Here is a 20,013-nt window from a genome sequence, read left to right as displayed (position 1 = left end):
CTGACGGAGGGGGGCTTCCACATAGGACACCCCTTGCGGCACGCCCCCTCCACCATGCTTCGCATGGTCCCCCTCCCCGTATCGGGGAGGATCAGGTAGCTCACCCCGCTCGCGCCAGATCCGGGAAACCAGCACGGAAGCCCGCGACCTTTGGCTTGTCCCAGCGCACGATATAGGGGTGCATCGGGTTGCGATCGTAGAAATCCTGATGCTCGGCCTCGGCCGGGAAGAAGCTGCCCTGCTCGATCCGGGTCGTGATCGGCCGGGGGAAGGCATGGGCACGGGTCAGCTGCGCCATATAGTCGCGCGCGACCCTGGCCTGTTCGGGCGACTGCGCGAAGATCGCCGAGCGATAGCTGGGACCGCGATCGGGGCCCTGCCCGCCGACCTGGGTCGGGTCATGCGCGATCGCGAAATAGACGCGCAGCAGCGTGGCGTAGGAGACCTGGGCCGGGTCGTAGGTGATGCGGATCGCCTCGGCATGGCCGGTCCGCTCGGTCGAGACGGCGGCGTAGTTCGCATCCTCGCGGCGCCCTCCGGCATAGCCCGCCGTCACCGAGCGCACGCCCTTCACCCGCTGGAACACCGCCTCCATGCCCCAGAAGCACCCGCCCGCCAGAACAGCCACCTGCGGGCGCGGCGACACGGGCACATCGACCGTCGCTTTCGGCAGCGGCACGGCGCGCTCGGCGCTGGCGGGAAGGGAGGACAGGACGACCGCTCCGAATGCGGTCGCGGCCATGGCGATGCAGAGGGTGTTGCGCATCGCTGGAATATGGGATGTTTTCGGGGTTCGGCTAGTGGTTGAGCGTCGGGCGTGGGCTTCGACTTCGCTCAGCCTGAACGGCGGTTAGTAAGGCCTCTTCTCCCCCGCTCCGTTCAGCCTGAGCGAAGTCGAAGGCCAAGGGAATCCGCCTTAACGAACCGCCTCGACCGGCGCCGAACCGTAACGGCTGGGTGCTTCCGCCGGGTGAAGGACCACGAGGCCGAGAGCGCCAAGCGCAAATCCGCCGGCAAACTGCCACACGAAGCTGGACTTGAGGAGGGCACGCATCGTTCACTTCACCTGTCTTAGCGGGTCGCTCCCCGGTCGGGCGAGCGATCATCCGGGCGCCATCTGGTCGATAGTCGCCGTTCCGACAATGGCGTTTATAGAAACGCTGCATTAACGGCACGTGGACGTGTCGTTCATGCCACAGTTAAGCCATATTGCTGCGGCGCACCCAGCGCCATAAAAAAGCCAGCCAATCCGGCATCTTGACCGGATCGGCTGGCTTTCGCGACCGTTTGAGCGGCAAATTATTTCAGCGCGGCGCAGGCCGTCTGGATGCGGGTGCATGCCTCGCGCAGCAGCGCATCGGACGTCGCATAGCTGATTCGCATCGCGGGCGAGAGGCCGAACGCCGCGCCCTGCACCGCCGCCACCTTCGCATCGTCGAGCAGATAGCCGACAAGCGCCTCGTCGCTGTCGATCAGGCGGCCCGAGGGCGTCGACTTGCCGATCAGCGGCGCGAAGGAGGGATAGACATAGAAGGCGCCTTCGGGCGTCGGGCAGGTCATGCCGTCGATCTCGTTCAGCATCGACACCACCATGTCGCGCCGCGCCTGGAACGCCTGGTTGCGTGTCGAGAGGAAGCTCTGGTCGCCGGTCAGCGCCGCGGTCGCCGCCGCCTGCGCCACCGAACAGGGGTTGGAGGTCGACTGCGACTGGAGCTTGGCGATCGCCTTGATCAGCCAGGGCGCGCCGCCCGCATAGCCGATGCGCCAGCCGGTCATGGCATAGGCCTTGGAACAGCCGTTCACGGTCAGCGTGCGCTCGTACAGTTCGGGGCAGACCTGCGCGATGGTGGCGAAGCGGAAGCCGTCATAGACAATATGCTCGTACATATCGTCGGCGAAGACCCAGACATGCGGGTGCTTCAGGATGACCTCGCCCAGCGCCTTCAGCTCGTCGGCGGTATAGCCCGCGCCCGTCGGGTTGGACGGCGAGTTGAGGATGACCCACTTGGTCTTGGGCGTGATCGCGGCGTCGAGCGCTTCGGGGGTCAGCTTGTAACCCTGTTCCGGGCCCGCCTTCACGATCACCGGTACACCGCCCGCAAACTGCACGACGTCCGGATAGCTGACCCAATAGGGCGCCGGGATCACGACCTCGTCGCCCGCATCGATCGTCGCGACCATCGCGTTGAACAGGGTGTGCTTGCCGCCGACATTCACGCTGATCTGATCGGCCTTGTAGGTCAGGCCGTTGTCGCGCGCGAACTTGGCCGCGATCGCCGCCTTCAGCTCGGGGGTGCCGTCGACATTGGTGTATTTCGTCTTGCCGTCGCGGATCGCCTGGATCGCCGCCTCTTTCACGAAGTCCGGCGTGTCGAAGTCCGGCTCACCCGCGCCCAGGCCGATCACGTCGACACCGGCACGCTTCAGCTCCATCACGCGGCTGGTGATGGCAAGCGTGGGGGACGGGCTGATACGGCCGAGCGCGGCGGAGGGCTGCATGAAACGGAACCTTTGCGTCAGGAGAGTGCGCGTGGCCCTTAGCCCCTCAGCGGCTCAATCCGCAACCATCTCCGCACGAAACAATCCGCGAAGCGCATTGCCAAGCAAGAATCCGTCTCGAAGATCGGGCCGCGTGAGCGGCCCCTCGATCGCGCGGCCCGTCTCGATCAGATGCGCGCGCAGCACGCCGGGCAGCAGCCCCAGTGCCAGCGGCGGCGTCACCAGAACGTCGCCGCGCGGCACGAACAGCGAGGTATAGCTGCCCTCGGTCAGCAGGCCGTCGGGCGTCTCGAACACCACTTCCCCGGTCCCCGCCGCGGCCCGCGCCGCGTCATAGAAACCGCGCGCACTGGTCTTGTGCCGCAACCGCAGGTCGAGCGGCGAGACGGGCAGCGGCACGACCCGCACCGGCATCACGCCGTCGAAGCGGGCGGGCGCAGGCCCGACCTCGACCACCAAAGCCCCGCTGCGCGCCAGCAGCAACCGGATGCGCCGTACATCGCGCAGGCGGAAGGTCGCCGCCTGCAACTCGTTGCGCGCATCATGCCGGTCGAAGCGGAAGCCCAGCGCGATGGCGCTCGCCTTCATCCGCGCGAGATGCACTTCCAGATGCTGGATACCCTCGAGCGGATCGAAGGCCATGGTCTCGATCAGGTCGAATTCCGGCCGCCCCCCGGCGAGGAACGCCGCCTTTGCCAGGCACTCGTCCCATTCGTCCGCCGCCACCGAGTCGGCCACTACGCCAGATCCAATGCCCAGCGTCGCCTGGGCCTCACCCTCGGGCCAGACCAGGGTGCGGATCGCAACGTTGAACATCGCATCGCCATTGGCATCCAGCCGCCCGATCGCGCCGGTATAGAGGCCGCGCGGCGAGTCCTCGATCTCCGCGATCGCCTGCATCGCGCGAATCTTGGGCGCGCCGGTGATCGAGCCGCAGGGGAAGAGCGCCGCCAGCACGTCCAGCGCATCGCGCCCCTCGGCCAGGTCGGCGGTGACGGTCGACACCATCTGATGCACCGTCGGATAGGGTTCGACCGCGAAGAGCTCGGGCACCGCGACGCTGCCCGCCCGCGCGACCCGCGACAGGTCGTTGCGCATCAGGTCGACGATCATCAGATTTTCGGCGCGCTGCTTGGGATCGTCGCGCAGGGCTTTGACCGCACGCGCATCGGCGGCAGGGTCCTCCTCGCGCCGCGCGGTGCCCTTCATCGGCCGGGCGGTCAGCTTCCCCCCTTCGAGCGCGAAGAAGAGCTCGGGCGAGAGCGACAGGATCGTCGCATCGCCGGTCGCCACCACCGCGCCCCAGCCCGCACGCGACCGGGCGCGCAGGCCCGAATAAAGCGCCAGCGGATCGCCGAGCACCGGCGCGGTCGCGCGGAAGGTCTGGTTGACCTGATACAGGTCACCCGCCTCGATCAGCGCCTGGACGGCGGCGAACTGCTCGGCATGGCGCGCGGCGTCCAGTTCGGGCACCATCTCGCCGATCCAGCCGCCCGCCGGATCGGGGAGTATCGCCTCCGGCTCGACGGTCGCATAGCCGTCGAACAGGCCGAACCACAGAAGCGGGCCGTCGATCGCGCGGGGCGGCACGCCGGGCTCGAACGCCGCGCCCGCCTCATAGGCCAGATAGCCGACCGCCTCGAGCCCGCGCGCCCTTGCCGCGCGCAGGGCGTCGAGCGCCGCCGGAACCTCGTCGACCCGGTGCGCGGTGACGATGCCGACCGGCCGCGTATAGAGACGCGCCGCCGCTCCCCCGTCACGGGCGTCGTCGAGCAGGACGAAGGGAGGAAGGGGACGCGCCATCAAGGGACGATCCATGCACGGCGCGTGGGGCCACATGCAAGTATCGATTGGCCGGGAGCGTCCCAGTCCCTATTTCCGGCTGCATGACCGAAACCATTCCGCCTCCGCTCCGCGCCGCGATCGTGCCCGTCACCCCGCTCCAGCAGAATTGTTCGATCGTGTGGTGCACCGCGACGATGAAGGCGGCGGTGGTCGATCCCGGCGGCGACCTGCCGCGTATCCATGACGCCATCGCCAAGACCGGCGTGACAGTGGAGAAAATCCTGTTGACCCATGGCCATATCGACCATGCGGGCGGGGCCAAGGCGTTGTCCGATGCATTGTCGGTGCCCGTCGAGGGGCCGCAGGAAGAGGATCGCTTCTGGCTGGCGCGACTGGACGAGGACGGCCAGGCTTACGGCATCCCCGCCCAGGTGCTGGAACCGACGCGCTGGCTGTCCGAAGGCGACACGGTGACGATCGGCGAAATGACCCTGGATGTGTACGAGACGCCGGGCCACACGCGCGGGCATGTGATCTTCCACCACGCCCCGTCGCATTTCGCGCTGGTCGGCGACGTGCTGTTCCAGGGCTCGGTCGGGCGCTCGGATCTGCCCGGCGGGGATCACGACACGCTGATCCGCTCGATCGTCGAGAAGCTCTGGCCGCTGGGGAACGAGACCGCCTTCATTCCGGGCCATGGCCAGCCCAGCACCTTCGGCCATGAGCGGCAGAGCAATGCGTTCGTGGCGGACCGGGTATTGGGATTGGGGTGAGGGTTTTGCGTGGGCTTCGACTTCGCTCAGCCTGAACGGGGGTTGGGTCTAAACCCCAAACCCCGTTCAGCCTGAGCGCCGTCGAAGGCCAAGGGCTTACCGCCGTTCCGCAGCACTCTCCCCGCGAATCGCCTTGAACTCCGACCCCGCGCGCCACTCGGGCCAATCGCGGGACGAAGCCAGATCGCGCCCGATCCCGTATAGCAACCCGACATCCGCCGCCGCCCCGCGCAGATCCCAGCCCGCATCCCACGCGTCACAAGTCTGGTGATAACAGCGCATATAGCCGTCCAGCCATGCCTGCCCCGCCGGACGCCCGCCCGCGACCAGATCGGGCGCGCCGCTGATCGCCATCAGCAGCAGCGTCGGGACGCCGCGCCGCGCGACCGAGAAGTGATCGGCGCGATAGAACAGCCCGCGCTCGGGCAGCGCCTCGGGCGTCACCGTGCGGCCTTGCGCGGCGGCGGCGGCCTTCAGTCGGTCCTCCAGGTCGTTCTGCCCGTCGCCGACCAGCATCACGTCCCTGGCCGGTCCCGCCGTCTGGAGAATGTCGAGCGTCAGGTTCGCGACCGTCTTGGCCAGCGGATAGACCGGCTTCACCGCATAGGTCTCCGACCCCAGCAGTCCGCGCTCCTCACCGGTCCACAGCGCGAAGACCAGGCTGCGATCGGTCGGCGGAGCGGTCTTGAATGCCCGCGCCAGTTCGAGGACACCCGCGACGCCCAACGCATCGTCATTGGCACCGGGGCGGATCGTACGGCCCTGCGCATCCGCCTTGCCCTTGCCATAGGCATCCCAATGCGCGCCGAACATCACCACCTCATCGGGGCGCGTCTTGCCGGGCAGCTTGGCCAGCACGTTGCGGCTCTCGGCACGCACCGTCGTCACCGGCAGGTCGGCGGAGAAACGCTGCCCCTTCAATTCCACCGGCCGGAAGTCCGCGCGCCGGGCACGCGCACGCTGCTGCGCCAGGTCCAGTCCGGCAGCAGCGAACAGCTTGCCCGCCGACTCGCCCGACAGCCAGCCCTGCAACAGGATACGCGAAGTCGGGTCGCTGCGGACGATATCGTAATTCTCGCCCGCCGGGGCCGTCACCGTCGCCCAGCCATAGCCCGCCCCGGCCGTGTCATGGACGATCAGCGCGCCGATCGCCCCCTGTCGTGCGGCTTCCTCATATTTATAGGTCCAGCGGCCATAATAGGTCATGCGCCGGTCGCCGAACCTGCCCTTGGCATCGTCGCCAGCCACCGCCTCGAAATCGGGGTCGTTGACCAGGAAGACGGCGATCTTGCCCTTCAGGTCGACGCCCTTGAAATCGTCCCAGCCGCGCTCGGGCGCGTGGACGCCGTAACCGACGAACACCATCGGGGCGTCCTTGATCGCCACCCGGTCGACGGGGCGCACGGTCGAGACATAGATGCCCTGCCCCTGGACCAGCGGCATCGCGCCCGCCTGCATCGTCCCCTTCCCGATCTGGGTGCGAATCAGCGGCACGGCTTGCGTCCATTGCCCGTCCGGCCCGCCGGGTTGCAGGCCCATCGCCTTGAACTGCGCGACCAGCCAATCGACGGTCTTCGCCTCGCCGGGCGTCCCCGGTGCGCGGCCCTCGAAAGCATCGGAGGCGAGCGTCTTCACATCGGCCGACAGACGCTGCGGCGAAATCGGATCGGGCGCGGCGGCGGTCAGCGATACCGTCAGCATCAGGGCGGCAAGGCCGATCAGGGGCAGGCGAGTCATCAGCGGTCGATCCTTACGACGGTCGTTGTCGGCGCAGGAACGGCCTGCGTCGCATAGACGATCCCGATTCCCCACCCCGCCAATAGCGCCAGGATGGCCCAGGTGCCGATCGCACCCCCGGCCCGCCCGATATTGGGTGCCGGTCGCATCATGCCCCAGCCATGGCCGATCCGCGCGAGGATGAACGCGCCGCCCGCGATCCACAGCCAGAAGGACGATCCGCCGCCCAACTCGATCAGGCCCATCAGGATCAGGACGAAGGGCGCATATTCGACGAAGTTCGCCTGCGCCCGCATGCCCGCCACGAGTCGCGAATCGCCGCCGTCGCCGAGAATGACCTTGCCGCGGAATCGCCCCATGACGATTCGCAGGGCCAGCCACAAATTGACGATGGCGGCCGCCGCCGCGATGCTGAGCGTAACGGGCAGGACCATAAATGCCGTCTTTCCTGTAAATTGCCGGATGCCGGGGAGTGCCATTTGGCGCCCGCGCTTGCAACATCGGCAAAACTCGCTATAGGCGCGGGGCTTCGCGATGCGTCCGGCTGGGTGCTCACGCGGCCGGGTCGTCGATCCGGGCGCGCAATGGGTGCTGACCGTGGCGTATTCCACCCATTGTTCGATTGATAAGGTGCCGCAATGGCCGTCCCCAAGAGAAAGACTTCGCCCTCCAAGCGCGGCATGCGCCGTGGCCACGACTCGCTGACGGTCGCGGCATTCCAGGAATGCCCGAACTGCGGCGAGCTGAAGCGTCCGCACAATCTGTGCACCGCCTGCGGCCATTATAACGGCCGTGAGGTCGTGTCGGTCGAGGGCTGACCCCCTCTACCTTCACCTGAACGACCGTTAGAGGATACCCATGGCCGATAACGCCTGGATCGCCGTCGATGCGATGGGCGGCGACGACGGGCTGGCCGTGATGCTCGCCGGTGTCGCCAGAGCGCGACGCCGTTTCGAGGGCATGCGGTTCTTCCTGGTCGGTGACGAGGCGCAGATTGCGGAGGGGCTGAAGTCCCACCCCAATCTGTCCGCCGCGTCCGAAATCGTTCACGCGCCCGAGATCGTCGGCTCGAACGAAAAGCCGAGCCAGGCGATCCGGCGCGCGCGCACGACATCGATGGGCATCGCCATCGATCTGGTGAAGCAGCGCCGCGCCGCCGCCGCCGTCTCGTCGGGCAATACCGGCGCGTTGATGGCGATGGCCAAGCTGTCCTTACGCACCCTGCCCGGCATTGACCGGCCCGCGCTGGCGGCCCCGCTTCCCACGCTCGGCGACAATGACGTGGTCATGCTCGACCTCGGCGCCAATACCGAGTGCGATGCGCGCAACCTCGTCCAGTTCGCCGTCATGGGCGCGGCCTATGCCCGCATCCTGCTGGAACTCGACAATCCGCGCGTGGCGCTGCTCAATATCGGGTCCGAGGACCAGAAGGGCACCGACGAGATTCGCGACGCCGCCGCTGTGCTGCGCGGGCAGAATCACCTACCGCTGAACTTTACCGGCTTTATCGAGGGCAACCAGCTCGCCCGCGGCGAAGTCGATGTGATCGTGTGCGACGGCTTTGCGGGCAATATCGCGCTCAAGACTGCCGAGGGTACCGCGCGTTTCGTCGGTGACCTGCTCAAGCGCGCCTTCCGATCCTCGACCCGCTCGAAGATCGGCTTCCTGATCTCGCGCCCGGCGACGCAGCTGCTGCGCGACCATCTCGACCCCAACAACCATAATGGCGCGGTCTTTCTGGGCCTGAACGGCGTGGTGGTGAAGAGCCATGGCAGCGCCAACGAACTGGGCGTCGCCACCGCGATCGGCAATGCGGCCAAGATGGTGCGCGCCGACCTGACCCGGCGTATCGCCGAGGATCTCCTGAACTTCGAGGACGCCGCATGATTCGTTCGATCGTCACGGGTACGGGTTCGGCACTTCCAACCCGGCGGGTGTCGAACGAAGAACTGGCGCAGGAGGTCGACACCTCGGACGAGTGGATCGTCGAGCGGACCGGCATCCGCTTCCGCCATATTGCAGGCCCCGAGGAAACGACCGCGACGCTGGCCGCCGACGCCGCCAAGGCCGCGATCGCCGCGGCCGGCCTGTCGGCGCAGGATATCGACCTGATCGTGCTGGCGACCGCCACCCCGGACCAGACCTTCCCGGCGACCGCCACCAAGGTCCAGGCGATGCTGGGCATCAACGACTGCGTCGCGTTCGACGTCGCCGCCGTCTGCTCGGGCTTTCTCTATGCCGTGCAGGTCGCCGACGCCATGCTGCGCTCGGGCGTGCAGCGCCGCGCGCTGGTGATCGGCGCGGAAACCTTCAGCCGCATCCTCGACTGGGAGGATCGCACCACCTGCGTCCTGTTCGGCGACGGCGCGGGCGCGATGGTGCTGGAAGCGCGCGAGAGCGACGATGCGGGCGGGCGCGGCATCCTGGCGACCAAGCTCCATGCCGATGGCCGCCACAACGGCCTGCTCTATGTCGATGGCGGCCCGTCGACCACCGGCACCGTCGGCAAGCTGCGGATGAAGGGGCGCGAGGTGTTCCGCCACGCCGTCGTCAATCTGGCGCAGGTGATGGAAGAATCACTGGGTCTGGCGGGCCTGACCTCGGCCGATGTCGACTGGGTCGTGCCGCATCAGGCCAATGCCCGGATCCTAGACGCGACCGCGCGAAAATTGAACCTTCCGGCCGAGAAGGTGGTCGTCACCGTCGACCGCCATGCCAACACGTCGGCGGCCTCCGTACCCCTCGCTCTGGACACCGCCGTGCGGGACGGTCGCATTCGTGAAAACGACATTCTGGTGCTGGAAGCGATGGGTGGAGGCTTCACCTGGGGTGCAGCCGTGATCCGCTTCTGAACAATCGATTGACATTAACCGAGATAAATCCCTTTCGGTCCCATCGGGCGGTATGATAACCGGATCGCCTGACACCATTGGGGGATGGCAAATGAGCAACGCTGGAACTTTGACCCGTGCCGACCTGGCAGAATCGCTGCATCAGGAAGTGGGGCTTTCGCGCTCGGACTCGGCTGACGTGGTCGAGCAGATTCTCGTCGAGATGTGCGATGCGCTGTCGCGGGGGGAGAATGTTAAGATTTCGGGGTTCGGAACCTTCGTGCTGCGTGACAAGGGCGAGCGGATCGGCCGCAACCCCAAGACCGGGGTGGAGGTGCCGATCGCGCCGCGCCGCGTGCTGACCTTCCGCGCCAGCCAAATGATGCGCGATCGCATTGTCGCGGCGGGATAGACCCGAACGGCCCTTGGATGGCGGCAAGACCGATGGTGCCCTACGCACCATCGGGGAGGTTTCCCGTGAGACCGGCGTGGCGCAGCATGTCCTGCGTTACTGGGAAGGCCGCTTTCCGCAACTCAAGCCGGTCCAGCGTGCGGGCAATCGCCGCTATTACCGGCCCGAGGACATGGCGCTGATCCGGCGGATCGACCAGTTGCTCAACCAGCAGGGCTATACCGTGCGCGGCGTGCAACAGCTTCTGGAGGCCGAGTCGCGGGGCAAGGACGATCCGGCCGCGATGCTGCGCGCGATCCGGGATTCGCTGGCCGAGGGGCTGGCCTGGGACAATCGGGCCGAGCGATAGGCGTCGAGGCGTGGCCTTCGACTTCGGCGCGACGCGCCGAAGTTTATCCTGAGCGGCTGGCTCGCCAGCCAGCCGAAGGGCTCAGGCTGAACGGAAGTTAGGGCTACGGTTCACTTCAAACAGCCGTTCAGGCTGAGCGAAGTCGAAGCCCACGCCCCGAACCCTGATCACGCAGGCTGAACCACTTCACCCAACAGCAAATCCCGACACGCCCGGTTATAGGCGTGCGCCTTCCACCAGAACCAGCCGCCATTGCCGACGCCCCAGGCCGCCACGCCCAGCGCCGCCCAGGGCAGGCCCCGTGCCGCACGCCCGCCACGCGCCGCCACCCGGCCCGCCGCCATGCCGCCCTGGCCGATCTTTCGTGCGGTCTTGGCCAGCCGCCCGGCCGCCTTGGCCTGCGACAACAGCCCCGATCCGCCGCGCAGGTCGCGGAAAATGGCGGCGGGACCGACAAAGCCCTTGAGCTTGCCCATCACCGCCTGCGCCTCGATCGCCATGCCTGGCTCCAGCTGGCGTCGTTGCGCCCCCGTCAGGCCATAGGCGTCGCCGATCGCGTCGATCGTCTCGGCCAGGCTTTCGGTGCCGATGGTCAGCGCCTTGGCCCCGGCCTTCAGCGCACGGCGGCGGATCAGCTTTTCATTGGCCTCGAAGGTGGCTTCGATCGCGGCGCGGTTCATGGGCATTCCCTGTTCGATCATGCGCCATGAAGCCGCGACACGGGCCTCCGGTTCCGTCTCAGCGCTCGCGCGTGGCGAGGAAACGGACCTTGGGATAGCGATCGGCGACGTAACCCACTTCCCAGGCGCTCTTGGCGAGGAACACGGGATTGTCGTCGCGGTCCTTGGCCATGGCGGAGCGGTTCAGGTCCATGAACGCCTTGAGGTCGGCGGGGTCCTCGGCGGTGATCCAGCGCGCGGTGTCGAACGGCGCAGGCTCCAGCCCCGCCGCGACCTTATATTCCGCATCCAGCCGCGACAGCAGGACGTCGAGCTGGAGCTGTCCGACGACGCCGATGATCCAGTTCGACCCGATCTCGGGATAGAAGACCTGGGTCACGCCCTCCTCGGCCATGTCGTCCAGCGCCTTGCGCAGCTGCTTGGTCTTGGTCGGGTCCTTCAGCGCGACGCGGCGCAGGATTTCGGGGGCGAAGTTGGGCAGGCCGGTGAAGCGCACGTCCGCCCGCTCCGACAGGGTATCGCCGACCCGCAACGTGCCGTGGTTCGGAATGCCGATGATATCGCCCGGAAACGCCTCGTCCGCGACTTCGCGATTCTGCGCGAAGAACAGAATGGGCGAGTGGACCGCGATCGGCTTGCCATGGCCCGTCGGGGTCAACTTCATGCCGCGCTTGAAGGTGCCCGAGCAGAGCCGCATGAATGCGATGCGGTCGCGGTGCTGCGGGTCCATATTGGCCTGCACCTTGAAGATGAAACCGGTGACTTCCTTGTTCTCAGGCGCGACGGCCGCAGGCTCGGCGGGCTGGGGGCGTGGGCTCGGCGCATGGCGGCTGAGCGCGTCGATCAGTTCGGCGACCCCGAAATCCTTGAGCGCCGAGCCGAAATAGACCGGAGTCAGATCGCCGTTGCGATAGGCTTCCCCATCGAACGGGGCATAGCCTGCCTGCGCCAGCTCGACCTCTTCGGCGACGTAATCCGGCAGCGTCGGCGACTCGTCGACCTTGCCCAGAAAGGCGCGGCTGTCGCCTTCAGGACGGCTGATCGTATTGGTCGTCAGGTCGAGCACGCCCTCGAACAGCCCGCCCATGCCGACCGGCCAGCTCATCGGCGCCACGTCGAGCGCCAGGATGTCGGCGATCTCGTCGAGCAGCTCGAAGGGCGGACGCCCCTCGCGGTCGACCTTGTTGATGAAGGTGATGATCGGCACCGAGCGCAGGCGACACACCTCGAACAATTTCCGCGTCTGCGCCTCGATACCGCGCGCCGCGTCGATGACCATCACGGCCGAGTCGACGGCGGTCAGCGTGCGATAGGTATCCTCCGAAAAGTCTTCGTGGCCCGGCGTGTCGAGCAGGTTGAAGGTCACGCCGTCCTTTTCGAACGTCATAACCGAGGACGTGACCGAGATGCCGCGCTGCTGCTCGATCTTCATCCAGTCCGACCGCGCGCGCCGATTCTGCCCGCGCGCCTTGACCTCGCCCGCCAGGTGGATCGCGCCGCCGAAGTACAACAGCTTTTCGGTCAGCGTCGTCTTACCGGCGTCAGGGTGCGAGATGATCGCGAAGGTACGGCGGGGGGAAGTCATGGGCGGCTCTGTCGAATAGGGAAATGGCGCGTCCGAGCGCCCGAGATGCTGCGCCTGTTACAGCAAATTGTGGCACAAGACAGGCCCCGGATTGCAGCGGCACTCAGTACCGCCGCTCCTCCATCCGGCCCACCCCGGCGAAGGCCGGGGTCCAGGTGCCAGAAGGCCCATGGTGCACGCGAAGGCCTCGATCTTAAAGATCGTGGCAACTGGGCCCCGGCCTCCGCCGGGGTGGTATCAAGGAGTGGAGGGCGCCCTTACCCCGCCAGCGTCACCGTCATCTGCATCACCTTCTCACCGCCGACCGGCACGATGAAAACGCCGGGCTTGTCGGTGAACTCGCCGTCATACCCTTCCGGGTCGGCAATGCCGTGCCAGGGTTCGACGCAGACATAGGCCGCGCCGGGCTTGGTCCAGATGCCGAGCTTGTCGGTATCCGGAAAGGCGATGCGCAATTGCGGCGCGCCGTCGGCACCATAGGCGACGCTGCGGCTCTCGACCGGGTCCCACACCAGCGCGTCGTTGGTGAACAGATCGTCCGCCAGGTGCAGCACGCGCCCGTCGAGCGGGCTGTCGCGGCGAGCTTCGGCGATCAGGCCGTTGGGGGCGATCTCACGCAGGCGGCTCGGCTCGTCCTTTTCGAAGACGATGCGGTGGTCGGCGCGGGGCTTGCCGTAGGGCAGCGGCCAAGCGAAGGCGGGGTGGAAGCCGAAGCTGGCGGGCATCGGCACCTCGCCGCGATTAAGGACGCGGACCTCCACGGCCAGCGTGGCGTCCTCCAGCCGGAACTCCACCTCCAGACGGAAGGCGAAGGGGTAGGAGGTCCGCGTCTCCTCACTGTCCCCCAGCGAGAAGACCGCGCGAGTCGCCTCCTGCGTCACCAGCTCGAAGGTCGAGTGGCGGGCAAAGCCGTGCTTGGCCATCGGATAATGCCGACCGTTCAGGCGGATGCCGTCACGGGTCACGCCGATCACCGGGAACAGCAGCGGCGCGCGGCCGGTCCAGAAAGCCGGGTCCGCATTCGTCATCAGTTCGCGGCCCTCGGCGTCCTTCAGCGACGACAGCTCGGCGCCGAACGGATTGATCGCCGCCGACAAATGATCGTTGCCGATACGGACCCAGTTTTCCTCATTAGCCACGGAGTTGTGCTCCCTGCTTGGCGGCCGCCGCGACGATCTTGTCGGCGATGGCCTTCAGTTCCTCGTCGGTGAAGCTCTTCTGCGCGGGTTGCAGCAGTACTTCGACCGCGACCGACTTATGCCCCTCGGGTACGCCCTGCCCGGCGAACACGTCGAACACGCGCGCGGCGGTGATCGCGGCCTTGTCCGCACCCCGCACCGCCCGGATCAGCATGTCGGCGGCCAGCGTGTCGGGCACCAGGAAGGCGAAGTCGCGCTTGACGGACTGCAACGCCGGGGGCGTGTAGGCCGGGCGCATGAAGCCCGTCGCCCGCTTGGGCGGGATCGCGTCGAGATACAGCTCGACCGCCGCCACCGCGCCGTCGAGATCGAACGCCTTGAGCACCGTTGGGTGGACCATGCCGAACGCCGCCAGCACCGTCTTCGGGCCGAGGCGCAGCGTCCCCGACTGGCCGGGATGCCAGGCGTCGCCTGCCTCGCCCATCACCTGCAAGTTATCCACAGGCGCACCGGCCTGGGCGAGCAGCGCGATCGCCTCGGCCTTGGCGTCATAGGCGTCATAGGCTTGCGCCTTGCCCGAGCGCCAGTTGCGGGGGCTCTTGTCGCCCGCCAGCACGACGCCCAGCGTCGGCCGCTCGGCCTCCTCCAGATAGCGGCGGCCGATCTCGAACAGCCGCACGGCAGTCGCGCCGCGCTTGATGTTGCGCTCGGTCGCGGCGAGCAGGCCGGGGAGCAGCGAGGGCCGCATGACCCTCAAATCCTCGCTGATCGGGTTGGCGAGCGTGAACGCGCCGCCGCCGAAGGGCGCCGCCTGCGCCTCGCTGATGAAGCTCCACGTCACCGCTTCGTCCAGGCCGCGTGCGGCGGCGGCGCGGCGGGCGCGACGCTCCAGCTTCTGCTGCGGGGTGGCGGTGGGACGCGCGACGCCGGGTGCCCGGGGCAGCGCCACCGGGGGAACATGGTCGATCCCCTCGATGCGGATGACTTCCTCGACCAGATCGGCGGGGCCGTCCACGTCGCGACGCCAGCTGGGGGCCGTGACATGCCAGTCGCCGGTGACGGTGAAGCCCAGCGACTCGAGGATCGCCTTTTGACGGTCTGCCGCGATGGCGAGCCCACCCAGCGTTTCCGCCAGATCGGGGTCATAGGCGATCGTCTTGCCGACGACCGGCGGCTGCCCCGCACGCGTGACCGCACTCGCCTTGCCGCCGCAGATATGCTGGACAAGGAAGGTCGCGATGGCCAGGCCGTCGTCCAGGAACGCCGGGTCCACGCCGCGCTCGAACCGGGTGCGGGCATCGCTGGTCAGCGCCAGCTTCTGGCCCGTCCGCGCGATCGCCTCGGGCGCGAAATAGGCGCATTCGATGATGACATCGGTGGTCCTCTCCGACACGCCCGAATGCTCGCCGCCCATGATGCCGCCGATATCGTGCACGCCCGTATCGTCGGCGATGACGGTCATGCCCTCGGACAGGGTATAGGTCTTGCCGTTGAGCGCCTCGACCGTTTCGCCCTCGCGCGCTTTCCGCGCAACCAGACCGCCCGACAGCTTGGCCTTGTCATAGACATGGAGCGGACGGCCGAGATCGACCGTCATATAGTTGGTGATGTCGACCAAGGCCGAGATCGGCTTCTGCCCGATCGAGGTCAGCCGCTGGCGCATCCATTCGGGCGCCTCGCCATTGGTCAGGCCGGTTACCTCTTGCGCATAGAAGGCCGGGCAGCCCTCGGCATCCTCGATACGGACGTCGGGACCAGCGCCCTCGCCCTTCACCTCCGGCACGGTCGGCGCGATCAGCGTGCCCAGCCCGGCGGCGGCGAGGTCGCGCGCGATGCCATGGACGCCCATGCAGTCCTGGCGATTGGGCGTGATCGACACGTCGATGACCGGATCGTTCAGCCCCGCATAGTCGGGGAAGGACGTGCCGATGGCCGCATCCTCGGGCAATTCGATGATGCCGTCATGGCCCTCACCGATCTGCAACTCGCGCGCCGAGCACATCATGCCGTTCGACTCGACGCCACGGATCGCCGCGACCTTCAGCGTCACGTCGAGGCCGGGGACATAGGCCCCCGGTGCGCCGAACACGCCGACCAGCCCTGCGCGAGCGTTGGGCGCGCCGCAGACGACCTGCATCGGGCCGTCACCGGCATCGACCGACAGGACCTGCAGCTTGTCCGCCTGCGGATGCCGCTCGGCCGACAGGATGCGCGCGATGCGGAACGAGGCCAGCGCCTCGCCCGGATTGTGGACGCCCTCAACCTCCAGGCCGATACGGGTCAGCCCCTCGACGATGGTGTCGAGGTCGGCATCGGTGTCCAGATGGCTCTTCAGCCAGCCCAGGGTGAACTTCATGCGCCGACTCCTCCCGACAGCGTGGGTACGTCGAGGCTCGCGAACCCGTAATGCTTCAACCAGCGGATATCGCCGTCGAAGAAGGCACGCAGATCGTCCATGCCGTATTTCAACATGGCGAGGCGATCGATGCCGCAACCGAAGGCAAAGCCCTGCCACTCGTTCGGATCGAGCCCGCACGCCTCGATGACTTTCGGATGGACCATGCCGGAGCCGAGTACCTCCATCCAGCCCCCACCCGAGCCACCGATGACCCGTTTGCCCTTCTCGATGGTGTAGCCGACATCGACCTCGGCGCTCGGTTCGGTGAAGGGGAAATAGCTGGGGCGCAGGCGCAGGACGATATCGTCGCGCTCGAAGAACGCCTTCAGGAAGGTCTCCAGCGTCCATTTCAGATGGCCGAGCGTGATGCCCTTGTCGATCACCAGCCCCTCGACCTGATGGAACATCGGCGTGTGGGTCGCGTCCGAGTCGGAGCGATAGGTGCGGCCCGGCGCGATGATGCGGATCGGCGGCTTCTGGTCGAGCATGGTGCGGATCTGCACCGGCGAAGTGTGGGTGCGCAGCACGCGGCGCACGGTGCGTTCATCGCCACCCGGCTCGACCCCCGCCAGATAGAAGGTGTCGTGCATCGCGCGCGCCGGATGCGTCTCGGGAATGTTGAGCGCGGTGAAGTTATGCCAGTCGGTCTCGACCTCCGGGCCGGTCGCAACCGCGAAGCCCAGATCGGCGAAGATTTCGGCCAGTTCGTCCATCACCTGGGACACGGGATGGACCGTACCGAAGCTGGCGGTTTCGACCGGCAGCGTCATGTCCAGCCGCTCGGACGACAGCCGCGCGTCGAGTGCCGCCTGCTCCAGACCCGCCTTGCGGGCGGTCAGCGCCTCGGTCACCGCCTCGCGAAGCCCGTGGATGCGCGGCCCCTCGACCTGGCGCTCCTCCGGGCTCATCTTGCCCAGCGTCTTGAGCAGCTGGGTGATCCGGCCCTGCTTGCCCAGCGCATCGACGCGCACCGTCTCCAGCGCGTCCAGCGCGGGCGCGGCGGCGATGGCGGCAAGCAGATGCTCGCGCATATGTTCGACTTCGTTGCTCACTCTTCACTCCGTCGGCCGCTGCGCACCCCCGACAAGGGGAACCGGCCGGTTTGCGGGTCTCTCCTCCGCCGTAGCGGCTAGGGAGGCTCCGGATCAATCCTTGAGACGCAGCCGGTGCAGCGCCGTCGCGATCGAGCCGGATCGGATCCATTCGAGGCCGGATCGAAACCATCTCGTAACTTATACTATATTAAGTGGATTTGCGCTGGTCAGGGGGGCCCGCCGAGACTGCGGGACCGTAGCATGATACTAGATATCGCCAGCCTTCAGGTGGTGGCCGCGCTGGGCAGCATCCTGTCCGGGCTGCTCCATTTCTTTCCCGGCCTTGCCAGCCGCGGCTCCGGTCGCTGGCCGCATTGGTGGGGGACCGGCAAGATCATCATCGGCATGACCAATGCCGCCGGGCTGTGCTTCGACGGGACCCGGCTCATGCCGCTGGAGCGGATCACCGACGTGCTGCTGCTAATCGGGCTGTGCCTGTGCATCCATGCCATGTCGATCTTCGCCCGGCGACGGCCGCCGACCGCGATCCTGGTCCTGCTGGCAGTGATGGTTTCGCTAACCGTACCGTTCGTCCTGTTCGGCGACCGCGACGCGCGCCTGTCGGTCATGATTATGGGCGGCACCCGGACGCTGTTCAACTTCACCGCCGCATGGATGCTGATCCATATCGCGCGGACGGAGAATATCCGCACCGCCTGGGTCATGGGGCTGTTGTTCGCCGCCTCGGTACCGTTGTTCCTGACACGCACCGCGCTGCTGGTGGTGGCATGGGGCGATCCGGTCTGGGAAAGCACCGCGCAGGTTACCGCCGACTGGAGCGTCGGCATCGCGATCATCCTGGTGTCGCTCAGCCATCTGGCGCTGCTGCTGATCGATGCCGAACGAGTCCAGCGCGCCTTGTCCGAACAGGCCAGCCGCGACTGCCTGACCGGCGCGCTCAACCGGTTCGGGTTGAAAGGGATCGAGGCCGGGCTGCATGGCCCGGTCACACTGCTGCTGATCGATATCGACCGGTTCAAGGCACTGAACGACACCCAGGGCCACGGGGCGGGTGACACGGTGCTGCGGCTGCTCGCCGACCTGGCGCAGCGCGAGATCGGCGCGCGGGGAACGGTGGCGCGGATCGGCGGCGACGAATTTCTCTGCGTGCTGCCCGATTGCGACGAGGTGGCGGCCCACGCGATCGCGGCCGTGCTGGCCGACCGTTTCGACCGCGCCGTCGGGGCACTGGTCGACGGGCCGTGCTACCCCGCGCTCAGCATCGGACTGGCGCGCGGGCCGGTGGCGGGATCGCTCAACGCACTGATCGCGCAGGCGGACGGCGCGATGTACGCGGTCAAGCGCCAGCGCCAGGCCCATGCCCGGACCGTCCGCGCGGCGTGACGGGTATCGAAGCGCGACCCTACGCCTGAACGACGACAGGGTGCGATGGCCGGGCCACCGCACCCCGCGCCTTACACCGCCTTGGCCGAGCCGGGCGTGTTGACGCCCATCGACTGGAGATAGCGCTTGATGTTGCGCGCCGCCTGACGGAGTCGCTGCTCGTTCTCGACCAGCGCGATGCGGACGAAGCCTTCGCCATTCTCGCCGTAACCGACGCCCGGCGCGACCGCGACCTTGGCCTCGGTCAGCAACTGCTTGGAAAACTCCAGGCTGCCGAGATGCGCCAGCGCCGGGGGCAAGGGCGCCCAGGCGAACATCGAGGCCTTAGGGCTCGGGATGTCCCAGCCCGCCCGGCCGAAGCTCTCGACCAGCACGTCGCGGCGCTTGTGATAAAGCTGGCGGTTTTTCTCGACGATGTCCTGCGGCCCGTTGAGCGCGGCGCAGGCCGCCGCCTGGATCGGCGTGAAGGCGCCGTAGTCCAGATAGGACTTCACCCGCGTCATCGCCGCGATCAGCTTCTTGTTGCCGACCGCGAAACCGATGCGCCAGCCCGCCATCGAATAGGTCTTGGACAGCGACGTGAACTCGACCGCGACGTCCTTGCCGCCCTTCACCTGAAGGATCGAAGGCGTCGGATTGCCGTCATAATAAAGCTCGGAATAAGCGAGGTCGCTCAGCACCCACAGCTCGTGCTTCTTCGCGAAGGCCACGAGTCGTTCGTAGAAAGCGAGGTCCACCGTCTCGGCGGTCGGGTTGGACGGGTAGTTGACCACCAGTACCGAGGGGCGCGGCACGGTGAAGTGCATCGCCCGCTCCAGGCTTTCGAAATAGGCTTCGTCGGGCGTCGTCGGCACCGCGCGGATGGTCGCGCCCGCGATGATGAAGCCGAAGGTGTGGATCGGATAGGAGGGATTGGGCGCCAGGATCACGTCGCCCGGCGCGGTGATCGCGGTCGCCAGCGACGCCAGCCCTTCCTTCGATCCCATGGTGACGACCACCTCGGTCTCGGGATCGAGGTCGACGCCGAAGCGGCGGCCATAGTAATTGGCCTGGGCGCGGCGCAGGCCGGGAATGCCCTTGGACTGGGAATAGCCGTGCGCGTCGGGCTTTTGGATCACCTCCATCAGCTTTTCCAAGACGTGCGGCGGCGGCGGCAGGTCGGGATTGCCCATGCCCAGATCGATGATGTCCTCGCCGCCCGCGCGCGCCGCCGCCCGCATCGCGTTGACTTCGGCGATGACATAGGGCGGCAGGCGCTTGATGCGGTAGAACTCTTCGGACATGGGTCCCTCTGTGTAACGATTTGGGACCCGGACCTTAGCCTCTTTCGTTTCCCGATGCGACCCGACATGACGGCGCAATATCCTGACGCTAAGACGGGCTCATA

18 protein-coding genes are annotated in these 20,013 nt (G+C 67.3%); 7 read left to right on the top strand and 11 right to left on the bottom strand.

Going from position 1 to position 20,013, the window contains the following annotated elements; genetic code table 11:
* Positions 1-100: 100 nt before the first annotated feature.
* The 3 genes from msrA to pabB all read right to left on the bottom strand — a co-directional run bounded on the left by msrA (position 101) and on the right by pabB (position 4,302).
* The gene (gene msrA, locus KV697_RS13195; RefSeq protein ID WP_257575873.1) at positions 101-742 is read right to left on the bottom strand and encodes a peptide-methionine (S)-S-oxide reductase MsrA; all 642 of its coding nucleotides are present in this window, start codon (positions 740-742) and stop codon (positions 101-103) included.
* A 557-nt stretch (positions 743-1,299) separates the two neighbouring features.
* A complete protein-coding gene (locus tag KV697_RS13190; RefSeq protein WP_219018575.1) occupies positions 1,300-2,499 on the bottom strand; it encodes a pyridoxal phosphate-dependent aminotransferase in 1,200 nt (399 codons plus the stop codon).
* A 54-nt stretch (positions 2,500-2,553) separates the two neighbouring features.
* Entirely contained in the window at positions 2,554-4,302 is a 1,749-nt protein-coding gene (gene pabB / locus KV697_RS13185) for an aminodeoxychorismate synthase component I (protein WP_257575327.1), read from the bottom strand.
* Between the two features lie 83 nt (positions 4,303-4,385).
* On the opposite strand from pabB, the gene KV697_RS13180 reads away from it, so the two are divergent.
* Positions 4,386-5,057 (top strand): MBL fold metallo-hydrolase, encoded by a 672-nt coding sequence (locus KV697_RS13180; protein WP_219018573.1) that lies wholly within the window; start codon positions 4,386-4,388, stop codon positions 5,055-5,057.
* Positions 5,058-5,153: 96 nt separating this feature from the next.
* On the opposite strand, the gene KV697_RS13175 is transcribed toward KV697_RS13180, so the two are convergent.
* Both KV697_RS13175 and KV697_RS13170 read right to left on the bottom strand, forming a co-directional pair.
* Positions 5,154-6,794 carry a M28 family metallopeptidase gene (locus KV697_RS13175; RefSeq protein ID WP_219018572.1) on the bottom strand — a complete coding sequence of 547 codons (1,641 nt, stop codon included), beginning with the start codon at positions 6,792-6,794 and terminating at the stop codon, positions 5,154-5,156.
* Positions 6,794-7,228: an MAPEG family protein gene (locus KV697_RS13170; protein WP_219018571.1), complete on the bottom strand. Its 435-nt coding sequence runs from the start codon at positions 7,226-7,228 to the stop codon at positions 6,794-6,796. The genes KV697_RS13175 and KV697_RS13170 overlap by 1 nt, the downstream gene beginning before the upstream one ends.
* Before the next feature lie 204 nt (positions 7,229-7,432).
* Here KV697_RS13170 and rpmF point away from each other — a divergent pair, with 204 nt between their 5' ends.
* The 5 genes from rpmF to KV697_RS13145 all read left to right on the top strand — a co-directional run bounded on the left by rpmF (position 7,433) and on the right by KV697_RS13145 (position 10,386).
* A complete protein-coding gene (gene rpmF / locus KV697_RS13165; RefSeq protein WP_042488281.1) occupies positions 7,433-7,612 on the top strand; it encodes a 50S ribosomal protein L32 in 180 nt (59 codons plus the stop codon).
* A 40-nt stretch (positions 7,613-7,652) separates the two neighbouring features.
* Positions 7,653-8,681, top strand: a complete 1,029-nt coding sequence (plsX, locus tag KV697_RS13160) for a phosphate acyltransferase PlsX (RefSeq protein ID WP_219018570.1) — start codon at positions 7,653-7,655, stop codon at positions 8,679-8,681.
* The gene (locus KV697_RS13155; RefSeq protein WP_219018569.1) at positions 8,678-9,646 is read left to right on the top strand and encodes a beta-ketoacyl-ACP synthase III; all 969 of its coding nucleotides are present in this window, start codon (positions 8,678-8,680) and stop codon (positions 9,644-9,646) included. Before plsX ends, KV697_RS13155 begins: the two co-directional genes overlap by 4 nt.
* A gap of 91 nt (positions 9,647-9,737) precedes the next feature.
* Entirely contained in the window at positions 9,738-10,037 is a 300-nt protein-coding gene (locus KV697_RS13150; protein WP_219018568.1) for an integration host factor subunit alpha, read from the top strand.
* On the top strand, positions 10,021-10,386 hold the full coding sequence (locus KV697_RS13145; RefSeq protein WP_219018567.1) for a MerR family transcriptional regulator: 366 nt from the start codon (positions 10,021-10,023) through the stop codon (positions 10,384-10,386). The genes KV697_RS13150 and KV697_RS13145 overlap by 17 nt, the downstream gene beginning before the upstream one ends.
* 167 nt (positions 10,387-10,553) lie before the next feature.
* Here KV697_RS13145 and KV697_RS13140 read toward each other — a convergent pair whose 3' ends face one another.
* The 5 genes from KV697_RS13140 to pheS form a co-directional block, all read right to left on the bottom strand.
* Positions 10,554-11,066 (bottom strand): hypothetical protein, encoded by a 513-nt coding sequence (locus KV697_RS13140; RefSeq protein WP_219018566.1) that lies wholly within the window; start codon positions 11,064-11,066, stop codon positions 10,554-10,556.
* 58 nt (positions 11,067-11,124) lie between these two features.
* Positions 11,125-12,651, bottom strand: coding sequence for a peptide chain release factor 3 (locus tag KV697_RS13135; protein ID WP_219018565.1), 1,527 nt, complete (start codon positions 12,649-12,651; stop codon positions 11,125-11,127).
* A gap of 257 nt (positions 12,652-12,908) precedes the next feature.
* Positions 12,909-13,790, bottom strand: a complete 882-nt coding sequence (locus KV697_RS13130) for an aldose 1-epimerase family protein (RefSeq protein WP_219018564.1) — start codon at positions 13,788-13,790, stop codon at positions 12,909-12,911.
* Positions 13,783-16,146: a phenylalanine--tRNA ligase subunit beta gene (gene pheT / locus KV697_RS13125; protein WP_219018563.1), complete on the bottom strand. Its 2,364-nt coding sequence runs from the start codon at positions 16,144-16,146 to the stop codon at positions 13,783-13,785. The genes KV697_RS13130 and pheT overlap by 8 nt, the downstream gene beginning before the upstream one ends.
* A complete protein-coding gene (gene pheS / locus KV697_RS13120) occupies positions 16,143-17,219 on the bottom strand; it encodes a phenylalanine--tRNA ligase subunit alpha (protein ID WP_219021402.1) in 1,077 nt (358 codons plus the stop codon). The genes pheT and pheS overlap by 4 nt, the downstream gene beginning before the upstream one ends.
* Positions 17,220-17,483: 264 nt before the next feature.
* On the opposite strand from pheS, the gene KV697_RS13115 reads away from it, so the two are divergent.
* Positions 17,484-18,626, top strand: a complete 1,143-nt coding sequence (locus KV697_RS13115; RefSeq protein WP_219018562.1) for a GGDEF domain-containing protein — start codon at positions 17,484-17,486, stop codon at positions 18,624-18,626.
* Positions 18,627-18,697: 71 nt separating this feature from the next.
* Here KV697_RS13115 and KV697_RS13110 read toward each other — a convergent pair whose 3' ends face one another.
* Positions 18,698-19,909, bottom strand: coding sequence for an LL-diaminopimelate aminotransferase (locus KV697_RS13110; protein WP_219018561.1), 1,212 nt, complete (start codon positions 19,907-19,909; stop codon positions 18,698-18,700).
* Between the last annotated feature and the right edge of the window lie 104 nt (positions 19,910-20,013).

Origin of the sequence: Sphingomonas sanguinis, from assembly GCF_019297835.1 — a bacterium.
Lineage (GTDB): Bacteria > Pseudomonadota > Alphaproteobacteria > Sphingomonadales > Sphingomonadaceae > Sphingomonas > Sphingomonas sanguinis_D.
The sequence above is the reverse complement of the archived record's forward strand: the minus strand, read 5'-3'. Positions and strand labels throughout refer to the sequence as shown.